Source organism: Amnibacterium flavum, assembly GCF_003097495.1.
In the GTDB taxonomy this organism is placed as follows: Bacteria; Actinomycetota; Actinomycetes; order Actinomycetales; family Microbacteriaceae; genus Naasia; species Naasia flava.
The window spans coordinates 1,161,591-1,182,151 of the sequence record NZ_QEOP01000002.1 but is presented as its reverse complement, the minus strand read 5'-3'; the positions used below and the strand labels follow the sequence as shown (position 1 = coordinate 1,182,151).

The 20,561-nt window shown below is 66.9% G+C and carries 22 protein-coding genes; 10 read left to right on the top strand and 12 right to left on the bottom strand.

Features of this window, described 5'->3' with window-relative positions; all coding sequences use genetic code 11:
* The first annotated feature begins 4 nt into the window (after positions 1-4).
* Positions 5-1,750 (top strand): aa3-type cytochrome oxidase subunit I, encoded by a 1,746-nt coding sequence (gene ctaD / locus DDQ50_RS13290; protein ID WP_116757173.1) that lies wholly within the window; start codon positions 5-7, stop codon positions 1,748-1,750.
* Positions 1,747-2,169 carry a cytochrome c oxidase subunit 4 gene (locus tag DDQ50_RS13285; RefSeq protein ID WP_116757172.1) on the top strand — a complete coding sequence of 141 codons (423 nt, stop codon included), beginning with the start codon at positions 1,747-1,749 and terminating at the stop codon, positions 2,167-2,169. Before ctaD ends, DDQ50_RS13285 begins: the two co-directional genes overlap by 4 nt.
* 71 nt (positions 2,170-2,240) lie before the next feature.
* On the opposite strand, the gene DDQ50_RS13280 is transcribed toward DDQ50_RS13285, so the two are convergent.
* From DDQ50_RS13280 to ctaE, 6 genes are read right to left on the bottom strand one after another with little or no spacing between them, the layout of a single operon-like run.
* Positions 2,241-3,059, bottom strand: a complete 819-nt coding sequence (locus DDQ50_RS13280; protein ID WP_116757171.1) for a GNAT family N-acetyltransferase — start codon at positions 3,057-3,059, stop codon at positions 2,241-2,243.
* Positions 3,056-3,544 (bottom strand): NUDIX hydrolase, encoded by a 489-nt coding sequence (locus tag DDQ50_RS13275; protein WP_116757451.1) that lies wholly within the window; start codon positions 3,542-3,544, stop codon positions 3,056-3,058. Before DDQ50_RS13275 ends, DDQ50_RS13280 begins: the two co-directional genes overlap by 4 nt.
* Before the next feature lie 34 nt (positions 3,545-3,578).
* Positions 3,579-5,192 carry a cytochrome bc1 complex cytochrome b subunit gene (gene qcrB / locus DDQ50_RS13270; RefSeq protein ID WP_116757170.1) on the bottom strand — a complete coding sequence of 538 codons (1,614 nt, stop codon included), beginning with the start codon at positions 5,190-5,192 and terminating at the stop codon, positions 3,579-3,581.
* Positions 5,182-6,261, bottom strand: coding sequence for a cytochrome bc1 complex Rieske iron-sulfur subunit (gene qcrA / locus DDQ50_RS13265; RefSeq protein WP_116757169.1), 1,080 nt, complete (start codon positions 6,259-6,261; stop codon positions 5,182-5,184). The genes qcrB and qcrA overlap by 11 nt, the downstream gene beginning before the upstream one ends.
* Before the next feature lie 38 nt (positions 6,262-6,299).
* Entirely contained in the window at positions 6,300-7,112 is an 813-nt protein-coding gene (gene qcrC / locus DDQ50_RS13260) for a cytochrome bc1 complex diheme cytochrome c subunit (RefSeq protein ID WP_240614425.1), read from the bottom strand.
* A gap of 52 nt (positions 7,113-7,164) precedes the next feature.
* A complete protein-coding gene (ctaE, locus tag DDQ50_RS13255) occupies positions 7,165-7,794 on the bottom strand; it encodes an aa3-type cytochrome oxidase subunit III (RefSeq protein ID WP_240614388.1) in 630 nt (209 codons plus the stop codon).
* A gap of 125 nt (positions 7,795-7,919) precedes the next feature.
* Here ctaE and trpD point away from each other — a divergent pair, with 125 nt between their 5' ends.
* Positions 7,920-8,996 (top strand): anthranilate phosphoribosyltransferase, encoded by a 1,077-nt coding sequence (gene trpD / locus DDQ50_RS13250; protein ID WP_116757167.1) that lies wholly within the window; start codon positions 7,920-7,922, stop codon positions 8,994-8,996.
* Positions 8,997-9,026: 30 nt separating this feature from the next.
* Here trpD and DDQ50_RS13245 read toward each other — a convergent pair whose 3' ends face one another.
* The 3 genes from DDQ50_RS13245 to DDQ50_RS13235 form a co-directional block, all read right to left on the bottom strand.
* The gene (locus DDQ50_RS13245; RefSeq protein WP_116757166.1) at positions 9,027-9,920 is read right to left on the bottom strand and encodes an endonuclease domain-containing protein; all 894 of its coding nucleotides are present in this window, start codon (positions 9,918-9,920) and stop codon (positions 9,027-9,029) included.
* Positions 9,921-10,047: 127 nt separating this feature from the next.
* Positions 10,048-11,562 (bottom strand): glycerol kinase GlpK, encoded by a 1,515-nt coding sequence (gene glpK, locus DDQ50_RS13240; RefSeq protein ID WP_116757165.1) that lies wholly within the window; start codon positions 11,560-11,562, stop codon positions 10,048-10,050.
* 142 nt (positions 11,563-11,704) lie between these two features.
* On the bottom strand, positions 11,705-12,466 hold the full coding sequence (locus tag DDQ50_RS13235) for an MIP/aquaporin family protein (protein ID WP_116757164.1): 762 nt from the start codon (positions 12,464-12,466) through the stop codon (positions 11,705-11,707).
* 190 nt (positions 12,467-12,656) lie between these two features.
* On the opposite strand from DDQ50_RS13235, the gene dhaK reads away from it, so the two are divergent.
* The 3 genes from dhaK to dhaM are packed head-to-tail and all read left to right on the top strand — an operon-like array spanning position 12,657 to position 15,010.
* Positions 12,657-13,658 (top strand): dihydroxyacetone kinase subunit DhaK, encoded by a 1,002-nt coding sequence (gene dhaK / locus DDQ50_RS13230; protein WP_116757163.1) that lies wholly within the window; start codon positions 12,657-12,659, stop codon positions 13,656-13,658.
* Between the two features lie 3 nt (positions 13,659-13,661).
* Positions 13,662-14,312, top strand: a complete 651-nt coding sequence (gene dhaL, locus DDQ50_RS13225) for a dihydroxyacetone kinase subunit DhaL (RefSeq protein WP_116757162.1) — start codon at positions 13,662-13,664, stop codon at positions 14,310-14,312.
* Positions 14,309-15,010 carry a dihydroxyacetone kinase phosphoryl donor subunit DhaM gene (gene dhaM, locus DDQ50_RS13220; protein WP_116757161.1) on the top strand — a complete coding sequence of 234 codons (702 nt, stop codon included), beginning with the start codon at positions 14,309-14,311 and terminating at the stop codon, positions 15,008-15,010. Before dhaL ends, dhaM begins: the two co-directional genes overlap by 4 nt.
* Positions 15,011-15,119: 109 nt before the next feature.
* On the opposite strand, the gene DDQ50_RS13215 is transcribed toward dhaM, so the two are convergent.
* Both DDQ50_RS13215 and DDQ50_RS13210 read right to left on the bottom strand, forming a co-directional pair.
* On the bottom strand, positions 15,120-15,773 hold the full coding sequence (locus DDQ50_RS13215; RefSeq protein ID WP_116757160.1) for a fasciclin domain-containing protein: 654 nt from the start codon (positions 15,771-15,773) through the stop codon (positions 15,120-15,122).
* Between the two features lie 273 nt (positions 15,774-16,046).
* The gene (locus tag DDQ50_RS13210) at positions 16,047-16,448 is read right to left on the bottom strand and encodes a DUF5684 domain-containing protein (RefSeq protein ID WP_116757159.1); all 402 of its coding nucleotides are present in this window, start codon (positions 16,446-16,448) and stop codon (positions 16,047-16,049) included.
* Between the two features lie 185 nt (positions 16,449-16,633).
* Here DDQ50_RS13210 and DDQ50_RS13205 point away from each other — a divergent pair, with 185 nt between their 5' ends.
* The 3 genes from DDQ50_RS13205 to DDQ50_RS13195 are packed head-to-tail and all read left to right on the top strand — an operon-like array spanning position 16,634 to position 18,844.
* Positions 16,634-17,059 (top strand): VOC family protein, encoded by a 426-nt coding sequence (locus tag DDQ50_RS13205; RefSeq protein ID WP_116757158.1) that lies wholly within the window; start codon positions 16,634-16,636, stop codon positions 17,057-17,059.
* Between the two features lie 43 nt (positions 17,060-17,102).
* Positions 17,103-18,542 carry an argininosuccinate synthase gene (argG, locus tag DDQ50_RS13200; RefSeq protein ID WP_116757157.1) on the top strand — a complete coding sequence of 480 codons (1,440 nt, stop codon included), beginning with the start codon at positions 17,103-17,105 and terminating at the stop codon, positions 18,540-18,542.
* On the top strand, positions 18,542-18,844 hold the full coding sequence (locus tag DDQ50_RS13195; RefSeq protein ID WP_116757156.1) for a Dabb family protein: 303 nt from the start codon (positions 18,542-18,544) through the stop codon (positions 18,842-18,844). The genes argG and DDQ50_RS13195 overlap by 1 nt, the downstream gene beginning before the upstream one ends.
* 12 nt (positions 18,845-18,856) lie before the next feature.
* On the opposite strand, the gene DDQ50_RS13190 is transcribed toward DDQ50_RS13195, so the two are convergent.
* Entirely contained in the window at positions 18,857-19,840 is a 984-nt protein-coding gene (locus tag DDQ50_RS13190; RefSeq protein ID WP_116757155.1) for an EamA family transporter, read from the bottom strand.
* A gap of 81 nt (positions 19,841-19,921) precedes the next feature.
* On the opposite strand from DDQ50_RS13190, the gene DDQ50_RS13185 reads away from it, so the two are divergent.
* Positions 19,922-20,476: a CGNR zinc finger domain-containing protein gene (locus DDQ50_RS13185; protein ID WP_116757154.1), complete on the top strand. Its 555-nt coding sequence runs from the start codon at positions 19,922-19,924 to the stop codon at positions 20,474-20,476.
* Positions 20,477-20,561 lie beyond the last annotated feature (85 nt).

Genomic DNA, 20,561 nt, shown 5'->3' with positions numbered 1-20,561 from the left:
GGCCATGACTTCGACACTGAACCGTCCTGAGACGGGTCTGCCGGCCGGTCAGGCCGCTGTCTTCAACTCGACGAAGGTCGCCCGCAAGGGCAACATCATCGTCAGCTGGATCACCTCCACCGACCACAAGACCATCGGGTACCTGTACCTGATCACGTCGGTTCTGTGGTTCATGGTCGGCGGGGTGCTCGCGCTCCTCATCCGTGCGCAGCTGTTCGAGCCCGGCAACAACCTGATCGCCAGCAACGAGCAGTACAACCAGCTGTTCACGATGCACGGCACGATCATGCTGCTGATGTTCGCGACACCGCTGTTCTCCGGGTTCGCGAACGTGCTGATGCCGCTCCAGATCGGCGCTCCCGACGTCGCGTTCCCGCGGCTCAACGCCTTCGCCTACTGGCTCTACAGCTTCGGCAGCATCGTCGCGGTCTCCGGCTTCATCACGCCGTACGGCGCGGCGAGCTTCGGCTGGACCGCCTACGCCCCGCTGTCCAACGGCACGTTCTCGCCAACCCTCGGCGGCAACCTCTGGGTCTTCGGCCTCGCCCTCACCGGTTTCAGCACGATCCTCGGTGCGGTCAACTTCATCACGACCATCATCACCATGCGCGCCCCCGGCATGACGATGTTCCGCATGCCGATCTTCACCTGGAACACCCTGGTGACGGCCCTGCTCGTGCTGATGGCCTTCCCGGTCCTCGCCGTCGCACTGTTCGCGCTCGGTGCGGACCGCGTGTTCGGCGCTCACATCTACGACGCCTCCGTCGGTGGACCGATCCTCTGGCAGCACCTGTTCTGGTTCTTCGGTCACCCCGAGGTGTACATCATCGCGCTGCCGTTCTTCGGCATCATCTCCGAGATCCTCCCGGTGTTCAGCCGCAAGCCGATCTTCGGATACAAGACCCTCATCTACGCGACCATCGCCATCGCGGCGCTGTCCGTGGCCGTGTGGGCGCACCACATGTACGTGACGGGGTCGGTGCTGCTGCCGTTCTTCGCCTTGATGACGATGCTCATCGCCGTCCCGACAGGTGTGAAGATCTTCAACTGGGTCGGCACCATGTGGCGCGGGTCCGTGACGTTCGAGACTCCACTGCTGTGGACTCTCGGCTTCCTCATCACCTTCGTCTTCGGTGGTCTCACCGGCGTGATCCTCGCGTCGCCGCCTCTCGACTTCCACGTCTCGGACAGCTATTTCGTCGTCGCGCACTTCCACTACGTGGTGTTCGGCACAGTCGTCTTCGCGATGTTCGCCGGCTTCTACTTCTGGTGGCCGAAGTGGACCGGCAAGATGCTCAACGAGCGTCTCGGCAAGATCCACTTCTGGATGCTCTTCATCGGCTTCCACATGACGTTCCTCATCCAGCACTGGCTGGGTGTGGTGAACATGCCCCGTCGGTACTACACGTACCAGCCCGAGGACAACATCACGTGGATGAACCAGGTCTCCACGGTGGGCGCCATGCTCCTCGGTGCTTCGATGCTGCCGTTCCTCTACAACGTGTGGATCACGGCTCGCAAGGCGCCGAAGGTGACCGTCGACGACCCGTGGGGTTACGGCCGATCGCTCGAGTGGGCGACATCGTGCCCGCCGCCGCGACACAACTTCACCTCCATCCCGCGCATCCGGTCCGAGTCCCCGGCCTTCGACCTGCACCACCCCGAGGCCGGCATCCCCATCGGAATCGGCCCGGCCAAGGATGCACCTGACGCGCCCACCTACGACACCGCATCAGGGAGCGTCAAGTGAAGGTAAACACCGTCCTCTTTTGGCTGCTGTCGCTGTTCTTCGGGATCCTCGCGGTCGTCTACGCATGGTGGACCCTCGCCGATGACAACTGGACCAAGCCCGAATGGGTCGGCACCGTCGGCCTTACTCTGGCTTCGATCTTCGCCGCGTTCCTCGCCTTCTACATCCAGCGCAGCTGGAAGTCGCAGGGCGGTGAGCTGCCCGAGGACCGCAGCGACGCCAGCATCGACGACGGCGACCCCGAGCTCGGCTTCTTCAGCCCCTGGAGCTGGTGGCCGATCATCCTCGCCGCGTCCGCGACGCTGGGCTTCCTGGGGCTCGCGGTCGGTGTGTGGATCACCTTCATCGGGTTCGGCCTGTTCCTGGTCGCCATCACCGGTTGGGTCTACGAGTACTACCGCGGGTACTTCGCTCGCTGATCCAGGGCATTGCCCGGATCTGAACGCCGCCTTCATCGACAATCGTCGCGGAGGCGGCGTTCTTCCTTTCGTCAGCGGCTCCAGCGATAGGGAGTCGTCGTCGAGACGGCCGTTAGGCCGGACCGTTCCAGGATGGGGCGAGAGTACGGCGACGAGTCGCTGTGGATGAGGGTCTTTCCGAGGGCGATGGCCGAGTGGGCCCGTGCCGACGTCAGTGCGCGGTAGATGCCGCGTCCTCGCCACTGCTCGAGGGTGGCTCCGCCCCAGATGCCCGCGAACTGCGAGGACGGCACGGGCTCGAGCCGGCCTGCTGACACGATCACCCCGTCTGCTTCGGCGACCCACAACTCCATGCCGTCGTTGCGTTCGAGACGTCGGAGGATCGCGTCTGCCATCTCCTTGGACACGGGGTCTCCGAATGCCATATCTTGCATGGCGCTCATCGCACGGACGTCCGCCTCAGCGGTGACCACCCGAAGAGAGACGCCCTCGGGGAGAGGAACGTCGACTGCCAGAGCGGATGCATCCCCGATCATGATCGTCTCGACCTCATCGGCCACGAAGCCGTTCGCGATCAGCGCGTGATGCAGGCCGGGCGCCCTGTCGTGACCGCGGGTCTTCCATTCGACCCGGGTGACCACCGGATCTCCGAGGAAATGATCCAGCGCTGCCGGCACCAGGGCGCGCAGGTCCGCTTCGCCCAGATTACCGAGATGGGGATAGGTGATGAATCCACGCCCGCCGTCGAACGTGACGAGCCGCAGGGGTCCGAGCAGCGTCACCGCGATGGCGCTGGGTGTCTCGGCGTCGGTTCGGAGCTGACTGTCGTAGGCGGCGAGCAGGCGTGAACGCAACGGGGCGTCCACCTCTTCGGTCGGGTTCTCTGTCATGCCTCGTCCGGGCCCGGCATCTGGGGCTCAGCGAGGGAGGCGAGACGGTCGAGGAAGCCCGTCTGGGCGGCGACCATCACTCGGCGTGCCTCATCGAGCGCGAACCATTCGACCCTGTCGAGTTCGGGGAAGAGCGCCGTCCGTCCTGAGCGCGGCGGCCACTCCATTTCGAACGTGCCCGGCACGATGGTCGTCGGGTCGAGGTCGGCCTGTACGGCCCACGCCTCGACAGTCTTGCCACCGGACTGCGTCACGGTCCCGAGGGGCAGTCGTTCGCCCCCCGGTACGGCGACGCCGAGTTCCTCCTCGAACTCCCGCAGGGCCGCCTGCAACGGTTCCTCCGGGCCCTCGAGGCCACCCTTGGGAATGGACCAGGCGCGCTCGTGTTTCCGGGCCCAGAACGGTCCACCCATGTGTCCGAGCAGCACTTCGAGCCCGGGTGTCCGGCGGAAAAGAATAACTCCCGCGCTTCGCTTGCTGAGCATGCGAAACGCGGGAGTCGAAGCGGAGTTCACCACGTCAGTGGTGAGACGACCGCTCCAGTTCCTTGCTGGTGACCGGTTCGATTCGATCCTCGAAGAACCACCTGCTGACCGACGCTCGTACCCGCTGGGCGGACGAGATCTTGCCGGCCGCGTTGGGGCGGATCATGAGCGGCTGGTACTCGTTGAAGTTCAGCAGCTTCCAGCGCTCGTACTCGTCGAGCTGCTGGTGCACCTCGATGTACTCGCCGCCGGGGAGGCGGACGATGCGTCCGGATTCGTACCCGTGGAGGGCGATCTCCCTGTCCTTCTTCTGCAGCGCGATGCAGATGCGCTTGGCGATGAAGAACGCGATGAACGGACCCACGATCGTCGTGAACTGCAGGATGTGGATGACGTGCTCCATCGCCATCTTGAAGTGCGTGGCGATGATGTCGGACGACGCCGCGGCCCAGAGAGACGCGTAGAAGGTGACACCGGCCGCACCGATCGCGGTGCGGGTCGGAGCGTTGCGGGGGCGGTCAAGCAGGTGGTGCTCCCGCTTGTCGCCCGTGACCCACGCCTCGAAGAACGGGTAGAGGAGCACGACGACGATGAACCCGCCGAGCACGACCAGCGGCACGATGATGTTGAACGACCACGTGCGATCCCAGAGGACGAACTCCCATCCCGGCGGGATCAGTCGGAGAGCGCCGTCCGCGAATCCGATGTACCAGTCGGGCTGCGTTCCCGCCGACACCGGGGAGGGGTCGTAGGGGCCGTAGTTCCAGATCGGGTTGATCGTGAAGAAGGCGGCCATCAGGGCGATGACACCGAAGACGATGAAGAAGAATCCACCGGCCTTGGCGGCGTACACCGGGAGGATCGGGTAGCCGACGACGTTGTCGTTGGTCTTGCCCGGGCCGGGGTACTGGGTGTGCTTGTGGACGACCACGAAGACCAGATGCAATGCGATCAGCGCCACGATGATCGCGGGCAGCAGCAGGATGTGCAGCGTGTAGAACCTGCCGATCACCTGGTCGCCGGGGAACTCTCCGCCGAATAGCAGGTACGAGATCCAGGTGCCCACGACCGGGATGCCCTTGATCAGACCGTCGATGATGCGGAGACCGTTGCCGGAGAGCAGGTCGTCGGGGAGCGAGTAGCCGGTGAATCCCTCACCCATGGCGAGGATGAAGAGGATGAATCCGATGACCCAGTTGAGCTCGCGCGGCTTGCGGAACGCACCGGTGAAGTAGATGCGGAGCATGTGCAGACCGATGGACGCGATGAACAGCAGCGCCGCCCAGTGGTGCACCTGACGCATGAGCAGTCCGCCGCGGATGTCGAACGAGATGTTCAGCGCCGAGTCCATCGCGGCCGACATCTCGAGACCCTTGAGCGGGACCCACGAGCCGTCGTACTCGACCTCGGCCATCGAGGCCTGGAAGAAGAACGTCAGGAACGAGCCCGAGATCAGGATGACGACGAAGCTGTAGAGAGCGACCTCGCCGAGCATGAACGACCAGTGGTCGGGGAAGATCTTGCGACCGAACTCCTTGACCACGGCCGAGATGCTGGTGCGCTCGTCGATGTAGTTCGAGACGGCGCCGGTCACGCTCGTCTTGGCCGCACGCTGCGGTGCAGGTGCGGTTCGTGTGTCACTGCTCATATTCGCCACGCTCCCAGAAGCTTGGTCCCACGGGTTCGGTGAAGTCTCGTCGTGCGACGAGGTAGCCGTCGGCGTCGATCGTGATCGGCAGCTGGGGCAGAGGGCGCTTTGCGGGTCCGAAGATCACTTCGGCTTCGTTCTTGATGTCGAACTGCGACTGGTGGCACGGGCAAAGGAGATGGTGCGTCTGCTGCTCGTAGAGGGCCACGGGGCATCCCACGTGCGTGCAGATCTTGGAGTAGGCGACGATTCCCTGGTAGTTCCAGTCCTCGCGGCCGGGGGAGACATTCAGGTCTTCGGGTTTGAGACGCATCAGGAGAACTGCGGCCTTGGCCTTCTCCTCGAGCTTGTGCTCGGTCTCGTTGAGACCTTCCGGGATCACGTGGAAAGCGGAGCCGAGTGTGACATCCGACGCCTTGATCGGTGTGCCCTCGGGGTCGCGGGTGAGACGCACGCCCTCTTCCCACATGGTGTGACGGAGAAGCTCGGCCGGATCGTTGTCGGCGGGCGCGAGGTCGCGGAAGAGGAAGATCGCGGGGAGCGGGAAGGCGATGAACGCACCGAACAGCGAGTTGCGGAGCAGCTTGCGCCGGTTGAAGCCCGACTCCTGGTCCGCCTCGCGGAAGATCTCGACGGCGCGCTCTCGCGTGGCATCCGTTCCGCGCGTGGGGTGCCGGATGTCGATGCCCTCGTGGTCGGCCATCAGGGCCTTGCCCCAGTGGACCGCGCCGATTCCGATGCTGAGCAGTGCGAGAGCGATGCTGAGCCCGATGAAGAGCGTGTTCAGACGGACCGATGCCGGGTCGTCGGGGACGATCGGCAGCGCGAAGTACGAGACGATCGCGCCGATGCTGCCGACGATCGACAGGTAGAACAGCAGGGAGACCCCGCGCTCGGAGCGCTTGTCGGCCTTGGGATCGAGGTCGGTGGTGCGCGGGCGGTGCGGGGGCAGACCGGGGTTCTGCGCCAGGTCGCGCTGAACGACGGCGGTGCCCGCCGAGACGTCGCGGCCGTGTGACACCGAAGCGTCGGCCGGGACGAGTCCTGTGCCGCCTTCTTCGTTCGCCATCTCGATGTTCTCCTTGGTGCTGTCGGCGTGAGCCGCGGCTAGTTGGCGCGAGCGGTCAGCCAGACCGCCAGCGCGATGATCGCTCCGAGCCCGAAGATCCAGGCGAACAGGCCTTCGGCGACGGGGCCGAGGCTGCCGAGCTCGAAACCGCCGGGCGACGGGTTGTTCTCGAGGTACTTGAGCGAGGTGATGATGTCGCGCTTGTCCTCGGGGGTCAGGTTCGCGTCGTTGAAGACGGGCATGTTCTGCGGACCGGTGAGCATGGCCTCGTAGATGTGCTTCTCGGTTACGCCTGTGAGTGCGGGAGCGTACTTGCCCTCGGTCAGGGCGCCGCCTGCGCCGGCAACGTTGTGGCACATGGCGCAGTTGATCCGGAACAGTTCTGCACCGCGGGTGGCGTCACCCGCCGCGTCGAGGTATTCGGAGTCGGGGACGCTCGGGCCGGGGGAGATGGACGAGACGTAGGCAGCAAGAGCGTCGACGTCGCTGTCGGTGAACTGCACCGGCTTCACCGGGGCCTGAGGACTCTGGTTCTGCAGCGGCATGCGTCCGGTGCCGACCTGGAAGTCGACCGCGGCGGCACCGACGCCGATGAGGGTCGGGCCCGCCTCGGTTCCCTGCAGGGCGAGTCCGTGGCAGGTGGCGCAGTTCGCGGCGAAGAGCTTCTCCCCACGTTCGACCGATTCCTGTGACGCGGCGACGGCGCCGGAGTCGGAGGAGGAGGCGTTGAAGGCCGCGTAGGCACCACCCGTGAAGAGGAGGCCGATGGCGATGAGTGCGACGGTCGCGAGTGGCGAACGTCGCGCAGCGCGCGGTGAGCGCGTGCGGCGGGCTGCGTTCGCGGACTTGATCCGGAAGCGGCGGGCGTCGGTTTTACGTGCGGTAGCCAAGCTGATCCGATTCCTATTTCAGAATGTAGATGACGGCGAACAGGCCGATCCAGACGACGTCGACGAAGTGCCAGTAGTACGACACGACGATGGCGCTCGTGGCCTCTCGGTGACCGAAGTTCTTGACGGCGAACGCTCGACCGATGACGAGGAGGAAGGCGATCAGTCCACCCGTCACGTGGAGTCCGTGGAAACCGGTCGTCAGGTAGAAGGCGGAGCCGTAGGCGTTCGAGCTGAGGCTGATGCCCTCGCTGACCAGCGTCGCGTACTCCCAGATCTGACCCGCGACGAAGATGGCTCCGAGGGCGTAGGTGATCATGAACCACTCGACCATGCCCCACTTGAACGGGCTGGCACCGGTCGAGCGCGCCTGGAGGCGTTCCGCCGCGAACACGCCGAACTGGCAGGTGAACGAGCTGGAGACGAGGATCACCGTGTTGATCGCCGCGTACGGCACGTTGAGCCGTGCGGTCTCGTAGCTCCACAGTTCGGGAGCCGCCGATCGGAGGGTGAAGTAGATCGCGAAGAGCCCCGCGAAGAACATGACTTCGCTGCCCAGCCACACGATCGTCCCGACTGCGATTGAGTTGGGCCGATTGATGACGGGGGCGCTGGTCGACTGAAGTGCTGACGCGCTGCTCACCTGTCCATTATGACGGATTCCGCTCAGGGCGAATGGCACCGCGGCGCATATTTCTACACGTTGTCGGTAAATCCCCATCCGATCGGCGAGATCACGGGGGAGAGCGCCGCGAATAGGATTGCGGCGTGTTCGAATCGCCCACCTGGCCCACTGTCATCGGCTCGCTCCTCGACGGGAACAGCCTCTCCATCGCGGACTCGACGTGGGCGATGGAACGGGTCATGACGGGGGAGGCGTCGCCCGCCCAGCTGGCCGGATTCCTCGTCGCGCTGCGGGCGAAGGGCGAGACGGTCGATGAGATCGTCGGCTTCCGCGATGCGATCCTCGACCACGCGATCCCCCTTCAGGTGGACTCCCACGTGCTCGACATCGTCGGCACCGGCGGAGACCGGCTGAAGACGGTCAACATCTCCACCGCGGCGTCGATCGTCGCGGCAGCGAGCGGTGCTCCGGTGGTCAAGCACGGCAACCGAGCAGCCAGCTCGGCGTCCGGTTCGAGCGATGTGCTGTCTGCTCTCGGCGTCGATCTGACCCTCAGCCCCGAGGCGGTCGCCCGCGTGCTCGACGAGGTCGGGATCACGTTCGTCTACGCCGCCGCTTTCCACCCCGGGTTCCGCCACGCCGGGCCCGTCCGCGGGGAGCTCGGAGTGCCGACGGTCTTCAACTTCCTGGGGCCGCTGTGCAACCCGGCCCGTCCCGAGGCGAGCGCTGTCGGGGTGGCGCGGCCCGAGGTCGTGCCGCTCATCGTCGGTGTGTTCCAGACGCGTGGTGCGACAGCCCTCGTGTTCCGCGGCGACGACGGTCTCGACGAGCTGACCACGACCGGCCACAGCCACCTCTGGGAGGTGTCGGGGGGATCCGTGACCGAGCATGATCTCGACCCGCGCGAGCTCGGCATCCGCCGCTCGTCGCTGTCGGACCTCGTCGGCGGCACCCCGGACGAGAACGCCGCCGCGCTCCGTCGGGTGCTGGACGGCGACGAGGGGCCCGTGCGCGACATCGTCCTCCTCAACGCCGCGGCGGGCCTCGTCGCCTGGGAGCTCTCGCGCGACGCGACCCTCGCCGACATCTCGCTGCTCGAGCGCCTCTCCCTCAACCTGTCCCGTGCCGCGGCCGCTATCGACAGTGGGGCGGCGTCCGCCAAGCTCGACGCCTGGGTCACGGCCACGAAGACCCCCGAGTTGCCCAGTTCGGCCCACTAAATCCGGCCCGAGTGGGCAGAACTGGGCAACTCAGCGCATCCGGGCGAGCTTCCGGAAGCGTGCCAGCAGTTCGTCCGGGTCGCAGAGATCGTCCGCGACGATCTCGACGACGGTCCAGCCCTCGGCTTCGATTCGTGACCGTCGCGACATGTCTCGTCGCCATTGCGCCTTGTCTCGGTGGTAGTCCCCCTGGTACTCGATCACCAGGCGGTACTCCTCGATCACCAGGTCGGCGCGAGCGACGAACCGCCCCAGCCCGTCGGTGATGACCCTGTTGACGCTCGGCTCGGGAAGTCCGCCCATCATGATCAGCGCGCGAAGACGGGATTCCTGCGGCGATTCCGAACGAGGGGTCAACATCCGACTCGCCAACGCGAGGCGACGTACGCCCCGTTCACCACGATGCGACGCGATGGTCCCGGCGAGGTCCTCCCGACTGGGACCGCCAGGCGTCGCGATCAGGTGGTCGCCGATTGCGACGAGATCCTCGATCCTCAAGGATGCCCCGAGATCGAACCAGGTGCGGACGGGACTTGTGATCCGGATGCCGTCCGCGGCCTGCACATCGCCCGGGAACAGCGTGAGCCGATGGCCTCGAATGCCGGTTGCGTGGGGCGCCCTCTCCGGGGCCGGGACAGATATGTCGACGGCGTCGTGAGAGGAGAAGGATGCCGGAGGCGTCGGCAGTCGGTGCAGGACTGCAGCAGTGAGATGGCTCACGAATGCGCTCGGCGGCATCCTCAGCAGCATCATGCGCGCGCGCTGATCGAGCGTCGCGATGGCACCAGCCGATCTGACACCCCAGATGTGCTTGTCGAGATCGCGCGCTCGGAGCCTTTTGGGTGACAGTCCAGACACGGCGCCCGCGCGGGTGGTGAAAGACGAGCCGGCGAGCTCGGGTGGAAGGCGTTCGGGCCGTTTCATGCGGCAAGAGTGACACCGGCCGGGGGTACCCAGGCGACCTATCCACAGGCCTCGAATGCGAGTTGCCCAGTTCCGCCCATCTCCCGGCTCGGGAGTGGGCGGAACTGGGCAACTCAGCGGCGTCGTGTCAGTTGACGTCCTCGTCGACCCAGTCGAAGGTCTTCGTCACGGCCTTCTTCCACAGGCGGTAGGTGCGCTCGCGCTCGGCCTCGTCCATCGACGGGGTCCAGCGCTTGTTCTCCTGCCAGTTCGCGCGCAGGTCGTCGAGGTTCTCCCAGAAGCCGACCGCGAGGCCGGCGGCGTACGCTGCACCGAGTGCGGTGGTCTCGGCGACCTCGGGCCGGACGACGGGAACCCCGAGGATGTCGGCCTGGAACTGCATGAGCAGATCGTTTGCGATCATTCCGCCGTCGACCTTCAGCTCCTCCAGCGGGACGCCCGAGTCGGCGTTCACCGCATCGAGGACCTCCTTGGTCTGGAACGCTGTCGCCTCCAGCGCCGCGCGCGCGATGTGCCCCTTGTTCACGTACCGGGTGAGTCCGACGAGCGCGCCGCGGGCATCGGAACGCCAGTACGGCGCGAACAGGCCCGAGAACGCGGGCACGAAGTAGGCGCCGCCGTTGTTCTCGACCGTCTTCGCCAGCTCCTCGATCTCGGGTGCCGACTTGATGATCCCGAGGTTGTCGCGCAGCCACTGGATGAGCGAACCGGTGACGGCGATCGAACCCTCGAGCGCGTAGTGCGGCTCTTCGTCGCCGAGCTTGTAGCCCAGCGTCGTGAGCAGACCGTTGTCGCTCTTCACGATCTCGGTGCCCGTGTTGAAGATCAGGAAGTTACCGGTGCCGTAGGTGTTCTTCGCCTCGCCGGGGTCGAACGCGGCCTGCCCGAAGGTGGCCGCTTGCTGGTCGCCGAGGATGCCCGCGATCGGCACCTCGCGCAGCAGGTTGGACGACTCGACGGTGCCGTACACCTCGGACGAGCTCTTGATCTCGGGGAGCATCGACTTCGGCACTCCGAACACCTCGAGGATGCTGTCATCCCACTGCAGCGTCTTCAGATCCATGAACAGGGTGCGGGAGGCGTTGGTCACGTCGGTGACGTGGACGCCGCCGTCGGTGCCGCCGGTCAGGTTCCAGAGGACCCAGGTGTCGGTGGTGCCGAACAGCAGGTCGCCCGCCTCGGCCTTCTCGCGGGCTCCGTCGACGTTCTCTAGGATCCAGACGATCTTCGTGCCCGCGAAGTACGTGGACAGGGGGAGTCCGACGGTGTCCTTGAATCGCTCGACACCGCCGTCGGTGGCGAACCGGTCGACGATGGACTGGGTGCGGGTGTCCTGCCAGACGATCGCGTTGTAGACGGGCTCCCCGGTGTTCTTGTCCCAGACCACGGTGGTCTCGCGCTGGTTGGTGATGCCGACGCCCTTGACGTCGTGGCGGGTGATGTCGGCCTTGGACAGCGCCTGGCCGATCACCTCACGGGTATTGGCCCAGATCTCGGCGGGGTCGTGCTCGACCCATCCGGCCTTGGGGAAGATCTGCTCGTGCTCCTTCTGTCCCACGGAGACGATGGATCCCGAGTGGTCGAAGACGATGGCCCTCGTGCTGGTGGTGCCCTGGTCGATGGCGACGATGTATTCGGTCATGGTGGAGTAACTCCTTTGTCGTGCGTGCGTCCCGGGACGCTCCACTTCCACAGCCTTGGCGTGAACGCTGGGAACTGCCCCGGAGATCGGATGGGGTGGGGAAAGGGAAACGGCCGACCGCGAGACGCGGTCGGCCGTTCGATCAGGTGAGGATCGGCAGCAGCGGGATGGAGAGCCATCCCGCGAGGAGGCCGCCGATCAGCGGACCGACGACCGGCACCCAGGAGTAGCTCCAGTCGCTGGAGCCCTTGCCCTTGATGGGCAGGACCGCGTGGGCGATGCGGGGCATGATGTCGCGGGCCGGGTTGATCGCGTAGCCGGTCGGACCACCGAGCGAGGCGCCGATCGCCACCACCAGGAAGGCGACGGGGAGAGCACCCAGGGCGGCGAGGCCCGCGGGGGCGTCCACCTGCGGGTCGCCCGCACGGCCGAAGCCGATGACCACGAAGACGAGCACGAAGGTACCGATGATCTCCGTGACGAGGTTCCATCCGTAGTTGCGGATGCCGGGGCCCGTCGAGAAGACGCCGAGCTTGGCGGCGGGATCGGGCTCCTCGTCGAAGTGGTTCCGGTAGGTGAGCCATGCCAGGACGGCACCGAGGAAGGCGCCGAGGAGCTGACCCCCGAGGTAGCAGAGGATCAGGACGATGTCGAACGGCATCGCCCCGGCGGCGAGCAGTCCGAAGGTCACCGCGGGATTCAGGTGCGCGCCGGATGCGTAGGAGACCGTGACACCGGCGAAGACGGCGAGGCCCCAACCGAAGTTGATGAGAAGCCAGCCGCCGCCGAATCCCTTGGTCTTCGCGAGGATCACGTTGGCGACGACGCCGGCGCCGAGCAGCAGGAGCAGCGTGGTTCCGACGGTCTCGGAGAGGAAAACTACTCCGTAGTCAGGTGTGTCCACTTCGACCTTCCTTGTCGAATAACAGAAGTTGTGCGTGAGCACCGCCGCGACGTTGCGGCACGACCACGATAGCCCGGGAGTGCGCCGTGTGGAACCGGTTCCTTGGAGCCGGGGTGTCCGGGGGCGTAGGTTGACAGACGACGGCAGGCGTCATGCGTGCCGCCACTTTCCGAGCCATCAGGAGCCATCAATGAAGAAGCTCATCAACGACCCGCGTGACGTGGTGTCGGATGCCGTCGCCGGTGTCGCCCTGGCCCACCGCGACCTGCTGACCGTTCACACCGACCCCATCTACATCGTCCGCGCCGACGCCCCGGTGCAGGGTCAGGTGGCCCTGGTCTCGGGCGGCGGAAGCGGTCACGAGCCACTGCACGGCGGGTTCGTCGGCTACGGGATGCTGTCCGCGGCGGTGCCCGGACCGGTCTTCACCTCCCCGACGCCCGATCCGATCGTGGATGCGACGAAGGCGGTCGACGGCGGTGCGGGCGTGCTGCACATCGTGAAGAACTACACGGGCGACGTGCTCAACTTCGAGACGGCGGCGGAGCTCGCGGCGGCGGAGGGCATCGAGGTCCGCGCCGTGGTCGTCGACGACGACGTCGCGGTCAAGGACTCGCTCTACACGGCCGGCCGACGAGGCGTCGCGGGAACGGTCCTCGTCGAGAAGATCGCGGGCGCCGCCGCACAGCGCGGCGACAGCCTCGACCAGGTGGTGGAGCTCGCCGAGCGCGTCAACGCCAATGTCCGATCCATGGGGGTCGCGCTCACCGCGCCGACCGTGCCGCACGCGGGCGAGCCGAGCTTCGACATCGGCGACGACGAGATCGAGATCGGGATCGGCATCCACGGCGAACCCGGCCGCGAGCGGATCGGTCTGGAGCCGGCGGACAAGATCGTGGACCGGATCCTCGGACCGATCCTCGACGACCTCCCCTTCGTCTCCGGCGACAAGGTGCTGCTCTTCGTCAACGGCATGGGCGGTACGCCGTTGATCGAGCTCTACATCGCGTTCCGGCACGCCGCCGAATCGTTGAAGGAGAAGGGCATCGAGGTGACCCGGACCCTCGTCGGCAACTATGTGACGTCGCTCGAGATGCAGGGATTCTCCATCTCCGTGCTCAAACTGGACGATGAACTGACCGAGCTGTGGGATGCACCCGTGCAGACCGCGGCGCTGCGCTGGGGAAGGTGACGGATGGCCCTCGGAAGAGATTGGGCGGAGAGCTGGCTGCGAGCGACGGCGGCAACGGTCGCCGAGCATCGATCGGAGCTCGTCCGACTCGATCGTGAGATCGGAGACGGCGACCACGGCGAGAACCTCGACAGGGGGTTCACCGCGGTGATCGCGAAGCTCGACTCCGTCGCGGCGGATGCGACGCCGGCGGACCTCCTCAAACTGGCTGCGACGACGCTGATCTCGACGGTCGGCGGGGCGGCGGGTCCGCTCTACGGCACCGCGTATCTCCGCGGATCGACGGCGATCGCCGGGGAATCGACCCTGGACGGCGCCGCGGTCGTCGCCTTCCTGACGGCGGCTCGAGACGGGATCGTCGCCCGGGGCAAGGCGGAGCCCGGAGACAAGACGATGATCGACGCCTGGACTCCGGCGGTCGACGCCGCGGTCGCCGCGAACGGCGAAGGCAGGAGCGAGGTCGAGATCCTCGCCGCAGCCGCCGACGCGGCAGAGGCGGGCGCTCTGGCGACCGAGCCGCTCGTCGCCCACAAGGGCCGCGCGAGCTACCTCGGCGAACGCGCGATCGGTCATCGCGATCCGGGGGCGGAGTCGAGCGCTCTGATCCTTCGAGCTGCGGCGGAGACGGCCGCCGAGTCGTCCTCCGGCACATGAGCGTCGGACTCGTGATCGTCTCGCACAGCGAGAAGATCGCGGACGGGGTCGTCGATCTGGCACGCCAGATGGCGCGGGATGTGTCGATGCAGCCCGCGGGCGGAACCGATGACGGAGGTATCGGCACCAGCTTCGAGCGGGTCACGGCCGGCATCGAGGCTGCGGATTCCGGTGACGGGGTCGTGGTCCTCTGCGACCTCGGTTCCGCGATCCTGACCGCGGAGACCGCCCTCGACTTCCTCGACGACGATGCCAGAGCCCGCGTCCGCATCGCGGATGCCCCACTCGTAGAGGGTGCTGTCGCCGCGGCGGTCGCGGCTCAGAGCGGTGACTCGCTCGACGAGGTCGTGGCGGCGGCCCAGTCCGCGTCGGCCGCATCGGGTCCGCCTCCCGGGGAGCCGGCACGGGTGGAGACCCCCGCTGACTCGGAAGAGGCGGGCGGTCCCGCCACGGCAAAGGTCGAGCTCGTGAACCGGGAGGGGCTGCACGCGCGACCCGCAGCCGAGTTCGTCAAGCTCGCCTCGCGATTCGATGCCGCGGTGACGATCAACGGCGTCGACGCCAAGAGCCTGCTGCGCATCATGTCGCTCGGCCTCACCGCCGGGTCATCGGTCGACCTCTCGGCGACGGGGCCCGAGGCCGAGGAAGCGGTCGTCGCGCTGCGCGACCTCGTCGCATCCGGCTTCGGAGAGGTCTGAACGACGGCTCCGTCGCGCGAGTCCGCTCGGCGGGCGCCTCGGCTGCAACACGAAGAGCGGGCCCTCACCCGAAGGTGAGGACCCGCTCTTCGTTATGAGGTGACCGAGATCACATCGGGGGCATGAGCACCGCGTCGATGAGGTAGACGGTCGCGTTGGCCGTCTTGACACCGCCGCAGATCACGTTGGCGCCGTTCACCTGGAGCGAGTCGCCGCTTCCGGTGACCTCGAGGTCCGCACCCTGGACGGTGGTGTGGGTTCCGACGATGTCAGAGGGAGCGATCTGGCCGGGGATGACGTGGTAAGTCAGAACCGAGGTCAGGGTCGCAGCGCCCTCAGGGGTCTTGAGGGTCTCGACCGTTGCCGGGTCGAGTGCCGCGAAGGCGTCGTCGACGGGAGCGAAGACCGTGAACTCACTGCCGTTCAGCGTGTCCACGAGGTTGACGTCGGGGTTCAGTCCGCCCGAGACGCTCGCGGTCAGCTGGGTGAGCAGCGGGTTGTTCGACGCGGCGACCGCGACGGGGTCGAGCGACATGCCCTCGACCGAACCTGCTCCGTCCGGAACGGCTTCGGCGTAGGCGGCGCAACCGGAGCCGACGAGGTCGGCGGCCGGGTCGGCCATGGGGGTTTCCTCCGGCATTGTCGTCTCTGACGGTGCCGAGGTCTCCTCAGTGGCGGCGGGGCTGGAACAGGCGGCGAGTCCGAAGACCGCGACGCCGGCGAGTGCGAGTGCTGCGAGGGTGTTCCTCTTGATGATGCGCATGTGACTGCTCCTTAAGGTGAGTCCTTCGTCCATTCCCCAGGTAGAGGATCCGGCGGCCGGGTTGCGCCTCCGCTTCCCGACATAAGGCTCTTCGGATCGACGATCGGGACGGGATTGGGAACCTTCTGGTCTCACAGCTTTTTGCCAGGAATGGTCGACGTTTCGGCCTGTTCTCCGCCGTGGTCCCAGGCGATAGCCGCAAATAGGGCAGGACGAACGAAGAAGGGCCCCCGCACATCACGTGCGGGGGCCCTTCGCGACTGGCTGAGCGAATCAGGCGTTAGCCGGGTACTTGCTTTCCGGAGTGCTGACCCAGCGCGAGCTGTCGAATGCGAGGATGCCCGCCCAGATGGGGTGGAGCAGGATCGCGAGGAGCACGAAGACGCCGGGCTTCTCGAAGCCCTTGCCGATGCGGTACTCCGCGATCCAGAAGAACACGAGAGCGACGATGTTCACGATCGGGATGATCGCGAGGATCGCCCAGAACCCGCCGAACCCGCCGAGCTTGAACAGGTGCCAGGTGTTGACGAACGGCACCCAGCCCTTCCAGGATTCGATGCCGGCCTTCGCGAAGATGCGCGAGTAGAAGAATGCGACGACGAGGTACACGACGAGCGAGATGATCCATCCGCCATTGGTGTACTGCTGAACCAGCTGTTCGTTATAGGTGTCCATGTGTGTGCCCCCTTGAGTCTTTCTATGAGTGCGCTGTCAGCGCCGCAGAAAAACTAGCAGTCGCGCGCCCCCGCACGGGTGCCCCAGTCCGGGTGTCGCCCGAAAGCCCGGAAAAGGCTGCCCATCAGGTGCTTTCAACGGGGGCGAGCAACGTCCTACCCTTGCCTCATGGCAGAGGAGGCATCATGAGCGCCCAGCGCACCGTCCATCAGCTGCGTCTGGTCGTGGAGGTCGAGGACTTCGAGCGCGCCGTCGCCTTCTACCGCGATGCGCTGGGCCTGCCCGAGCAGGGAGCGTTCGAGGGCGGGGACGGAGCCCGGGTCGTGATCCTCGACGCGGGCCGTGCGACTCTCGAGCTCGCGAATACCGCCCAGAAGAAGCTCATCGACGGGGTCGAGGCCGGAGGGCAGCCGAGCCCGAGGATCCGCGTCGCTTTCGAGGTGACGGATTCGCACGGGATGACGCGGCGCCTGGAGGACGCGGGGGCCCGGGTCATCGCCCGCCCAACGTCGACGCCGTGGGGGTCGCTGAACTCGCGGCTCGACGCACCCGCTGACCTGCAGCTGACCCTGTTCGAGCAGCTGGGCGACGAAGAACGGATGGAGCAGTGATGGCTGTCGGAGGGCAAGCGCCGCTGACTCTAAAGTTGTCTGTATGTCCAAGGTTCTGAGCAGTCTCCCTGTCGGCGAGCGGGTCGGCATCGCGTTCTCGGGAGGTCTCGACACCTCGTGCGCCGTCGCGTGGATGCGTGAGAAGGGCGCGGTGCCCTGCACGTACACCGCTGACATCGGCCAGTACGACGAGCCCGACATCGGCGCCGTCCCCGGTCGTGCGAAGGAGTACGGTGCCGACATCGCCCGTCTCGTCGACGCGAAGAGCGCCCTCGTGGAGGAGGGACTCGTCGCCCTCCAATGCGGTGCGTTCCACATCCGCTCGGGCGGTAAGACCTACTTCAACACCACGCCCCTCGGTCGCGCCGTCACCGGCACGCTCCTCGTCCGTGCGATGAAAGAGGATGGCGTCGACATCTGGGGCGACGGTTCCACCTATAAGGGGAACGACATCGAGCGGTTCTACCGCTACGGCCTCATGGCCAACCCGCGCCTGCGCATCTACAAGCCGTGGCTCGACGCGGACTTCGTCGGCGAGCTCGGCGGCCGCACCGAGATGAGCGAATGGCTCGTCGCCCGCGGCTTCCCGTACCGCGACTCCACCGAGAAGGCGTACAGCACCGACGCGAACATCTGGGGCGCCACCCACGAGGCGAAGAAGCTCGAAGACCTCAGCTCGGGTCTCGACCTGGTCGACCCGATCATGGGTGTCGCCGCCTGGCGCGACGACGTCGAGGTCACCACCGAGATCGTCTCCGTCCGCTTCGAGGCGGGCCGGCCCGTCGCGATCAACGGACAGGAGTTCCCCGACGCCGTCGCCCTCGTGCTCGAGGCCAACACGATCGGCGGACGCCACGGACTCGGTGTCTCGGACCAGATCGAGAACCGCATCATCGAGGCGAAGAGCCGCGGCATCTACGAGGCTCCCGGCATGGCGCTCCTGCACATCGCCTACGAGCGCCTCCTCAATGCGATCCACAACGAGGACACCGTCGCGAACTACCACGCCGAGGGGCGCCGACTGGGTCGCCTGATGTACGAGGGGCGCTGGCTCGACCCGCAGTCGCTCATGCTGCGCGAATCGCTCGTGCGCTGGGTCGGCTCCGCCGTGACCGGCGAGGTCACGCTGCGACTCCGGCGCGGCGACGACTACACGATCGTCGACACGACCGGCCCGGCCCTCAGCTACCACCCCGACAAGCTCTCCATGGAGCGCGTCGGCGACGCGGCGTTCGGTCCTGGCGACCGGATCGGCCAGCTGACCATGCGCAACCTCGACATCGCGGACTCGCGCTCGAGGCTCGAGCAGTACGCGGCCGCGGGCATCATCGGGGGAGCGACGGCGGAACTCGTCGGCGAGCTCGAGAAGGGCGCCGGCGCCGAGATCCTCGACGGCGGCCGCATCGGCACCGCCGAGGACGCCCTCGAGCGGGCGACCGACGCCGCATCCGAGGGCGCCGCGTTCGACGCCGGAACCGACTGATGACCGCGATCCGTCATCTGGTCCTCGTCGGCTGGCGCGGGAGCGCATCCGACGAGGTCCGCGATGAAGCCCGGGTGGTCGCGCGCGGCCTCGCGGGGGCGATTCCGGGCATCGCCGCCCTCGAGGAGGGCCCGAGTGTCAGCCCCGAAGGGCTCGAGGCGGGCTACGACTGGGCGCTCTCGATCCTGTTCGACAATGAGGCCGCCCGTGACGGCTACCTCGTCCACCCCGCGCATGCCGTGCTGGCCGACATCATCGGCGAGCATCGGGAGACCATCGCGGTCTTCGACCTCGCGGTCTGATCGAGCGGGCCGCTAGCGTCGCATCGGCCCGGCGAGCTCAGCGTTCTCGGCCTCGTCGACCACCGGGATCTCATCGATGCTCGGGCTCTCCTCCGGTGCAGCCAGGCGCACTGCGGCGATGCCGCCGAGGATGAGCGCACCGCCCAGCAGCTGCAGCGGCTGAAGCGCCTCGCCGAGCAGGATCCACGCGAAGAGGGACGCGAAGACGACCTCCAGCAGGCCCGCGAATGAGGCCAGACGCGAGCCGAGCGACTCCGCTGCGGCGATGCCGGCCACATACGCGAAGGCCGAGCTGATCACGCCGACGACGAGGATCGGAACCCACCAGGGAGCCTGCCCGCCCAGGAGGGTCACCTCGCCGAAGGTCACGGTGAACGGGAGGATCCCCGTCGCGCCGAGGAGTGCGAGAACGACCCCTCCGACGACCAGGCTGGCGGCGGCGTAGGCGACGGGCGGAAGGCCGTCGCTCGGTCGCGCGGCGACGACGAAGTAGATGGCGCAGGCGATCAGCGCGAGGCAGGCGAAGACGAGTCCCAGCGGGTCGACGGGACGTATCGCACCCGGTCCGATGACGAGGACCAGGCCGCCGATGGCGAGCGCGGATCCGACCAGCACGAGTGGGCGCGGCATCCGGCGGCTCGTGACCCAGACCACGGCGACGAGCAGGAGCGGCGCGAGGAGCTCGATGAGGAGGGCCGTTGAGACCGGGATGCGCTGGATCGCGGCGAAGTAGGTCAGCTGGGTCGCCGCGACGCCGACGACGCCCAGCACCAGCACGCGGATGCGGGCCCGCCAGAGCGCACGCCATCTGCCGCGCAATGCGACGATCGCGATCGGCAGCAGAACCGCAGCACCGACGAAAGCGCGGACGGTCACTGCCGCGGAGGGGGACCATCCCGCTTCGAGCAGTGGTTTGATGAACGCACCCGATGTCCCGAAGGAAAGGGCCGCGAGCACTGCGACGGCAAGACCTGCGGTGGGGGACTTCAGTTTCATGGCGCCTTCGTTCCGAGGGAGGTGTTATGGGCTAAACTCGGGTTGTCCATAACAGTAGGCCGAGGCGAGTTAGGAGTCAACATGGCTTTTGCCCCTGACACCGAGGAGTCCCTCGACTTCGCCGTCGCCCTCGGAAACTCGGACCCCGGTGCCTCGAGAAGCGGTGCCGACGAGCTCGAAACGGTCGATCAGCTCGCCGAGCTGATCTCCCGGTACCTCTTCTCCGGCCGCATCGACGGCGACGAACGCGAACTCCGGGACATGCGCGAGACCCGGGACCGGATCCGACGTATCTGGACGCTCGATCGCGACGAGGCCGTCGTCGAAGTCAATCGCATCCTCGCCGAGGCCGGTGCCCGTCCCCACCTGGTTCGCCACGACGGGATGGACTGGCACATCCACGCCACGGAGCCCGAGGCGCCGCTGGGGGAGCGGATCCGCGTGGAGGCGGCGATGGCACTGGCCGACGTGATCCGCATGGACGAGATGCGTCGCCTCCGCATCTGCGAGGCCGACGACTGCACGGGCCTGATCCTCGACCTCTCGCGCAACGGTTCCAAGCGCTTCTGCAGCGCCCGCTGCGGCAGCAGGATGAACATGATCGCATTCCGCGAGCGCCGCGGCTCCGGGGGCTGAATCGCAGCCGAGCCCTGCCGGGGACGGGTGCGGATCTGACCCTAGACTGACGACCGCGAGCAGCCGCGCCCACGACGTCGTGGGC